The sequence below is a fragment of the Pseudomonas sp. genome (assembly GCF_033723075.1).
Lineage (GTDB): Bacteria > Pseudomonadota > Gammaproteobacteria > Pseudomonadales > Pseudomonadaceae > Aquipseudomonas.
The window spans coordinates 89,690-97,218 of record NZ_JAWVXU010000017.1 but is presented as its reverse complement, the minus strand read 5'-3'; the positions used below and the strand labels follow the sequence as shown (position 1 = coordinate 97,218).

Sequence of the window (7,529 nt, the reverse complement as noted above, 5' to 3'; positions counted from 1 at the left end):
GGCCCCCTACGTCATGCCCAAGGCCCGCACCGGCCTGCGCATGGGCCACGCCCAGCTGGTCGACAGCATGATCAGCGACGGCTTGTGGGACGCCTTCAATGACTACCACATGGGCATCACCGCCGAAAACCTGGTCGAGAAATACGGGATTTCCCGTGAGGCCCAGGATGCCTTCGCCGCCGAGTCGCAGCGCAAGGCCTGCGCCGCCATCGAGGCCGGCCGCTTCAAGGATGAAATCACCCCGATCCTGATTCCCCAGCGCAAGGGCGAGCCGCTCAGCTTCGCCACCGACGAACAGCCGCGTGCCGACACCAGCGCAGTGTCGCTGGGCAAGCTGAAACCGGCGTTCAAGAAGGACGGCAGCGTCACCGCCGGCAATGCCTCCAGCCTCAACGACGGCGCCGCCGCGGTGCTGTTGATGAGCGCGGAAAAAGCCCAGGCCCTCGGCCTGCCGGTGCTGGCACGCATCGCCAGTTACGCCAATGCCGGCGTCGACCCGGCGATCATGGGCATCGGCCCGGTCTCCGCCACCCAGCGCTGCCTGGCCAAGGCGGGCTGGAGCATCGAGCAACTGGACCTGATCGAGGCCAACGAAGCCTTCGCCGCCCAGGCCCTGGCCGTCGGCAAGGAACTGCAGTGGGATGCCCGCAAGGTCAACGTCAACGGTGGTGCCATCGCCATCGGCCACCCGATTGGCGGTTCCGGCTGCCGGATTCTGGTGACCCTGCTGCACGAGATGATCAAGCGTGATGCCAAGAAGGGCCTGGCCACCCTGTGCATCGGCGGTGGTCAGGGTGTAGCCCTGGCGATTGAGCGCGGATAAATAACGCTCCGCCTGTAGGGGAGGTTGCAACCCGCACGTCTCGTCGGGTTGCAACCTCCCTACCGCCGGCATAGCAGGCTCCGGCGTTTTTCTTGGTAAACTGCGCCCCCCTTTTCCGAGTCGCCGCGCATGCCTTCTCTCGACCAGGCGCTGCGCGCCGCCCTCACCCATCGTCAACCATTGCTCGCCGAACTGCACCAGCAAGGCACCGACTGCTACCGCCTGTTCCACGGCAGCCAGGAAGGCGCCGGCGGCCTGACCATCGACCGCTACGGCCCGCAGCTGTTGGTGCAAAGCTTTCACCAGAGCCTCAGCCATGACCAGCTGCTGCAACTGGCCGAGCAGTGCAACCAGGTCCTCGATACGCCGCTGTTGCTGGTCTACAACGACCGCTCCCAAGGCAACTCGCGGATCGATCGCAGTGATCCGATCTACCAGGCCCAGCCCGAGGCCCTGGCAGATCTGCTTGGCCACGAGTGGGGCCTCAACTATCGCGTACGCGCACGCCATGCCGGACAGGATCCGCTGCTGTTTCTCGACCTGCGCAACGCCCGTGGCTGGATCAAGGCGCACAGCGCCGGCAAGTCCGTGCTCAACCTGTTCGCCTACACCTGCGGCGTCGGCCTCAGCGCGGCAGCTGGCGGCGCCAGCGAAGTGACCAACCTGGACTTTGCCGAAGGCAACCTGGCGGTCGGGCGCGAAAATGCCGCACTCAATCCCGAACTTGCGCCCATGCAGTTCATCCAGTCGGATTATTTCCCGGCGATTCGCCAATTGGCCGGGCTGCCGATCAGCCCACGACGCGGGCACAAGCTGCCCGACTACCCGCGCCTGCAGCAGCGCCAGTTCGACCGGGTATTGCTCGACCCGCCCGCCTGGGCCAAGAGTGCCTTCGGCACCGTCGACCTGCTGCGCGACTACCAGAGCCTGCTCAAACCGGCGATTCTCGCCACCGCCGCAGACGGCGTGCTGATCTGCTGCAACAACCTGGCGAAGGTCGCCCTCGACGACTGGCGTGCACAGGTGCTGCGCTGCGCCGAAAAGTTGGGTCGTCCGGTGCGCGAGTGCCAGGTACTCCCGCCAGCGCCGGACTTCCCCTCACTGGACGGCCAGCCGCCGCTGAAGACCCTGATCCTGCAGTTCTAGGCCAAGGCAAAGCCACGCAGGAAACACACCACGTTCGTCATCTGGAACTGTGAACGCGTGCCATACTCCAACGCATTTCTCGTCGGGATAGATGACGTTTTTATGCTTAAAGGAATAAAGCGCGCCGCTGGCGCCCTGCTGATTGCCGCTGCCCTCTACAGCCTGCTCGGGTTTCTGATTGTGCCGGGCATCGGTCTGCGCATCGCCAACCAGCAACTCGCCCAATACAGCAACGCGCCCGCCAGGCTGGAGCGCTTGCAGCTCAACCCCTTCAGCCTGGAAGCCACCTTCTGGGGCTTGCATATCGGCGAGCCCGGCCAGGAACAAGTGGCCTTCGAGCGCCTGCATGCCAACCTGCAACTCGACAGCCTGTGGCGCGGCGTTCTGCACCTGAGCACAGTCGAGCTGGATAAACCACATACCCAGCTGCTGTTCGCCAAGGACGGAACCCTCAATCTGACCCAGCTGTTCAAGCTGCCGCCCCGTGCCGAGCCGGTCACCGAGGAGCCGCCCAGTGAGCCTTTCCCGCTGCGCATCGCCTATATCAAACTGGCCGACGGCAACCTGCGCTTTGAAGATCTGCGCCCGAGCGAACCCATCGAGTTTGTCTACGACGACCTCAGCTTCGAACTGCACAACCTCAGCACCCTGCCCGACGACAGTGCCGAGATGACCCTGGTCGCCACAGGCCCCAGGGGTGGGCGGATCGACTGGAACGGGCAGATCAGCCTGGTGCCTATCAGCTCCAGCGGCAACCTGAAAATCAGCGACGGCAAGCTCAAAGCCTTATGGCCCTATGTACGCGATGCCGTGCCCCTGGTACTGGAAGAGGGCGCGATCGACCTGACCACCGACTACAGCCTGAGCCTGGCCAATAGCACGCAGTTGCTGCTGCACAACACCCAGGTCAAGATCGCCCCCTTCGCCATCAACGCGCCGGATGGCCGGCCGCTGGTCAAACTGGCCAACCTGGAAATCAGCGACACCAGCCTGGACCTGCTCAAGCAACAGGTGGTGGTCGGCAAGATCCGCAGCCAACAGCTTGAAACCTGGGCCGCCCGCGAGGCCGATGGCCAACTGGACTGGCAGAAACTGTTCGCCACCGCGACAGCCGGCAGCGCGCAGCAGGAGAGCAAGAAGCAGATCGAGGCGACGCCGGGCAAACCCTGGCAAGTGCTGTTGCGCGATGTGCAGCTACGCGACTATCGGGTGCACCTGGCCGACCGCGTACCGGAACAGGATGTCGCCCTTGAGCTGGGTCCGCTCGACCTCGATCTGCAGAATTTCGACAGCCTGGGCACCTCGCCCTTCACCCTCAAACTCGACACCGGCCTGGGCAAACAGGGCAGCCTGCACGCCGAGGGGCAGGCGCAACTGAACCCGACCACCGCCAGCCTGAAAGTCACCAGCCGCGCGATCGACCTGCGCGTGGCCCAGGCCTACCTCAGCCCCCTGGTGCGCATCGAGCTGCGCAGCGGCCTGCTCGACAGCGAGCTGGACGTCGCCCTGGACGCCACCGAACCGCTGGCCTTCAGCGTCACGGGCAAGGCCCAGGTCAACCAGCTGCATACCCTCGACACCCTCAAGGAACGCGACTTCGTGCGCTGGCAGCAACTCGACCTGCTCGGCCTCAACTACCGCCACGGCGACAGCCTGAGCATCGACAAGGTGCAACTGAACCAGCCCTATGCGCGCTTCATCATCAACGAAGACCTGACCACCAACGTCAGCGACCTGCTGATCGCCCAGCCCGGCGCCCCGGCGCCCGCCGCCAGCGCGCAACCCGCCGAGCAGGCCTCCCCGCCTGCGCCCGCCAGCCAACCGCTGGGCATCCATATCGGCCAGGTAAGCATCGACGACGGTTCGGCCAACTTCGCCGATTTCAGCCTGACGCCCAACTTTGCCACGGCCATCCAGCAGCTCAACGGCCGTATCGGCACTCTCGACAGCCGCGCGCAGAAACCGGCCAGTGTGGATATCGCCGGCAAGATCGACCGCTACGCGCCGGTCAGCGTCAAGGGCAGCCTCAATCCCTTCGACCCGCTGGACAGCCTGGATATCATCACCCAATTCAAACAGGTCGAACTGACCACCCTGACCCCCTACTCCGGCAAGTTCGCCGGTTATCGCATCCGCAAGGGCCGGCTCAATCTGGACCTGCATTACCGCATCAGCCAGGGCAAGCTGAATGCCGAAAACAGCGTGGTGGTCGAACAGCTGCAGCTCGGTGAAAAAGTCGACAGCCCCAGTGCAGTCGACTTGCCGATTCGCCTGGCAGTTGCCCTGCTCAAGGATACCGAGGGCAAGATTGCCCTGAGCCTGCCGGTGCAGGGCGACCTCAACAACCCCGAATTCAGCGTGATGCCGGTCGTCTGGCAAACCCTGCGCAACCTGATCCTGCGCGCGGCCCAAGCCCCGTTCAAGTTTATCGGCGGGCTGGTCAGCGGCGGCGCCGAGATGGACTTGAGCACGGTGCCCTTCGACCCGGGCAGCAGCGAACTCGACAGCAGCGCGCAAACTGCCCTGGACCTGCTCGCCAGCGCCCTCAAGGAGCGCCCGGCGCTGCGCCTGGAAGTCGAAGGCATCAGCGCGCCAAGCAGTGACGGCCCGCCACTGGCCGAGCAGCGCCTGCAGCGCGAGTACCAGAATACCTATTACAAGATCCTCCAGCGCCGCGGCGATGCGGTGCCCGCCGCGGTCAACCAGCTTGAGGTTCCGCTCGACGAACAAGGCCCGCTGCTCGAAGGCATCTACCGCGCCCGTCTGAAACAGCAGCCACCTGCCGAGTGGCAGGAGCTGGACGAGGAGCAGCGCGCCGCCAATCTGCGCGCCGCCATCTTGCAACTCTGGGGCAAGAGCCAGATGCTGCAACGCCGACTGGCCCAGGCCCGCGCCGCCAGCATCAAGGATTACCTGGTCGACCGTGGCGGTCTGGCTGACGAGCGCATCTACCTGCTGGATGTCGGCCTCGCCCAGGCGCAAGCGGACGGCCGGGTAGCCACGGCGCTGCACCTCGATAGTGAATAAGGCCCAACCAATGATGACGATCAGACACCTCTGCCTGACCCTGCTCCTCGCTTTTGCCAGCGCAGTCCAGGCAGAAACCCTGCGCTGCGGCAGTCAGTTGGTGAGTGTCGGTGACCGCAGCTTCGAGGTGGAGCAGAAATGCGGAGAGCCGGCCTTCCGTGACCTGACCGGTTACACCCTCGGGCCTTACCAGCGGCGCGAAATGAAGATCGAGGAATGGGTCTACGGGCCCAGCAACGGCATGCTGACCATCCTGACCTTCGAGGGCAACCGCCTGACACACATCGAAAGGCGACGCGGTCACTGACAAGCGTCTGACCACGCGGTAGCCTGGGCCACATCAATGGCCAATCGGTTGAGCCCTGTGAAAGTCCTTGTCACCACCCTGCTTGTGCTAGTGGCCGGCAGCAGCGAGGCCGCGACCTTGCGCTGTGGCAGCGCCTTGATCAGTACTGACGACAGCGCCAGCGAAGTCCTCGGCAAATGCGGCGAACCCCGTAGCCGCGACTTCCTCGGTTACCGTGAAGTACGCGACGACTATGGTTTTCACCACGAAGTGCCCATTGAGGAATGGACCTACGGCCCACGCAACGGCATGTACCATTTTCTGCGCTTCGAAGGTAACCGGCTGCGCGACATCGACAGCAAACGCGGCAACTGAATACGACCAAGCCCCGCGGGCATCACCCGCGGGGCTTGGTTGTTCAACGTTGGTGCTTACAGCTTGCTGCTGAAATCACGCAACTCGTCCTGGGCCTTTTCCTTGCTCCAGCCGTAACGTTCCTGCAGCTTGCCGGCCAGGTATTCGCTATGGCCCTCGACCACGTCCAGATCGTCGTCGGTCAGATTGCCCCAACGTTCCTTGATGCGACCATTGAGTTGCTTCCACTTACCTTTGATTACGTCGGTATTCATGCTGTTGTCCTCGTGTGTGGCGACATCAGGCCCGAATCGAATGTGTCGAGCCCGGAGATTCATGTCAGAGGTTGTGAAAATATCGAGCGCCGTAGCGAGACCGTCTCCAGGCGTTCGCCCAGCGCAACGTCAGCAGCGGGCGTCTGGAGGAGGTCGCAGTAGGCGAGAGTTTTTCCACAAGCTCTCAGGCCTACTCGGCAGATTTCAGACCGTCGGCAGACACCGCAGCAACGCCTTTGATTGCCTTGGCCTTGGTAACTGCCAGGTCACGCTCGGCATCACTGCCAACCAGCCCGGAAAGGGAGACCACACCCTTGTTGGTTTCAACTTTGATATCCAGGCCGCTGAGGCTGGCATCACCCACCAATGCCGACTTCACCTTACCGGTGATCCAGGTATCGGACACCGCCTCTTCAGCCTTGTCCATGGAGGCATTGGCAGCCAGCAGAGTCGGTTGCACGACAGTGCTGCTATCGGCCAAGGCGCTACCCGCAAGCGACAGGCTGAGAACTGCTGCGATGGCGACAAAGGACATTTGATTGACTGGGGTCTTCATGGGTATCCACTCCTGTAGGTTGAAAACTCACTGCGAGCCATTTCGAGCTGCAGCCTCTCCAGTACTCTTGCAAGCCATACGCCAATCCTTGGATTAAATTTAAACTCTTATCTATCAAATACTTACACTATTACAAGGTGCAACACGAGCATGCAACCTGCATGCTCGGCTCAATTCTCTCGGGCAAATAGCACGATTCAAAAACCGAACACCGGGAGCACCTTGCAAAAACACCTGGCTCACTTTCCTGCTCGAGCGCCAGGATTACGCGGCGTATCACCAACATAACTCCCTCCTATACAGACCTGAATTTACACATCAGCCAATATGATGCTGATACCGCTATAGCCCTGGCTTTCGATTATCTTCGGCACGGCGCGAGCGAGTGCGGCAATTGTGTTAGGGATTCGTAACAGTCGACAAAAGCGCCAAAAGCCCAACCACGCATGACCGCCTTCCACATTATTCGCGACTGACAGCCAGTCGACTGTCTCACAGAACTTACACTTCCAAACATGCCTTGATCTTGACCAAAACCCAAGCCATTGAAGTTATTGACCTTTATTCACCTGGCACGACTCCTGCTCTTTCCCTTGCAAGCTGCAACTTTTAATGGGGAAGACATTGTGAAACTTCCAACTTCAACATCGACCTTTGCATGGCTGGCAATTCTGGTCGTTGCTGCACCATTAACCGTTATTGCAGCAGAGGATGGCGACATCATTATTTCTCGTGATGTTCAGCCTCGCTCTGCAACCCGCCTGCCCACAATGCCTGATCCAAACCCGCGAGTAAGTAATCCCGGGGCTGCAGTCCAATCCAGCACACATGAACTGAGTGATGCCGACTTCGCCAATATGTCGACCGGCATGGCGTTGTCTGACCGCATTGTGCACAACCACTTGACCGGCAACTCATCGCTCATGGGCACGCCGGCCCATCAATCCGTACCGGGACTCAACGCTTCTCACGGTGGTGGCGCCACCAGCGGCGTGGCTGGACAGGTCAACCGCAGCGTACAGCAGGGTTTGCGCCCCCTGCAGATACTGGGGGACCGTTGAG

Annotated in this window: 8 protein-coding genes; 6 read left to right on the top strand and 2 right to left on the bottom strand. The window is 62.0% G+C overall.

What is annotated here, in order from left to right; genetic code table 11:
- From R3355_RS19080 to R3355_RS19060, 5 genes are all read left to right on the top strand, one after another.
- Positions 1 to 823: acetyl-CoA C-acyltransferase (locus R3355_RS19080; protein ID WP_318962626.1), on the top strand; the 823-nt coding region annotated here is incomplete at its 5' end.
- A 129-nt stretch (positions 824 to 952) separates the two neighbouring features.
- Entirely contained in the window at positions 953 to 1,969 is a 1,017-nt protein-coding gene (locus tag R3355_RS19075) for a class I SAM-dependent rRNA methyltransferase (protein ID WP_318962625.1), read from the top strand.
- A 102-nt stretch (positions 1,970 to 2,071) separates the two neighbouring features.
- Positions 2,072 to 4,996, top strand: a complete 2,925-nt coding sequence (locus R3355_RS19070) for a DUF748 domain-containing protein (RefSeq protein WP_318962624.1) — start codon at positions 2,072 to 2,074, stop codon at positions 4,994 to 4,996.
- A gap of 10 nt (positions 4,997 to 5,006) precedes the next feature.
- On the top strand, positions 5,007 to 5,303 hold the full coding sequence (locus R3355_RS19065; RefSeq protein WP_413243542.1) for a DUF2845 domain-containing protein: 297 nt from the start codon (positions 5,007 to 5,009) through the stop codon (positions 5,301 to 5,303).
- Positions 5,304 to 5,339: 36 nt separating this feature from the next.
- Positions 5,340 to 5,657: a DUF2845 domain-containing protein gene (locus R3355_RS19060; RefSeq protein ID WP_413243541.1), complete on the top strand. Its 318-nt coding sequence runs from the start codon at positions 5,340 to 5,342 to the stop codon at positions 5,655 to 5,657.
- Between the two features lie 56 nt (positions 5,658 to 5,713).
- On the opposite strand, the gene R3355_RS19055 is transcribed toward R3355_RS19060, so the two are convergent.
- The gene (locus R3355_RS19055) at positions 5,714 to 5,911 is read right to left on the bottom strand and encodes a CsbD family protein (protein WP_318947876.1); all 198 of its coding nucleotides are present in this window, start codon (positions 5,909 to 5,911) and stop codon (positions 5,714 to 5,716) included.
- Positions 5,912 to 6,101: 190 nt separating this feature from the next.
- Positions 6,102 to 6,467: a BON domain-containing protein gene (locus R3355_RS19050; protein WP_318947878.1), complete on the bottom strand. Its 366-nt coding sequence runs from the start codon at positions 6,465 to 6,467 to the stop codon at positions 6,102 to 6,104.
- Between the two features lie 545 nt (positions 6,468 to 7,012).
- Between R3355_RS19050 and R3355_RS19045 the strand changes: the two genes are divergently transcribed.
- On the top strand, positions 7,013 to 7,528 hold the full coding sequence (locus tag R3355_RS19045) for a hypothetical protein (protein ID WP_318962623.1): 516 nt from the start codon (positions 7,013 to 7,015) through the stop codon (positions 7,526 to 7,528).
- Position 7,529 lies beyond the last annotated feature (1 nt).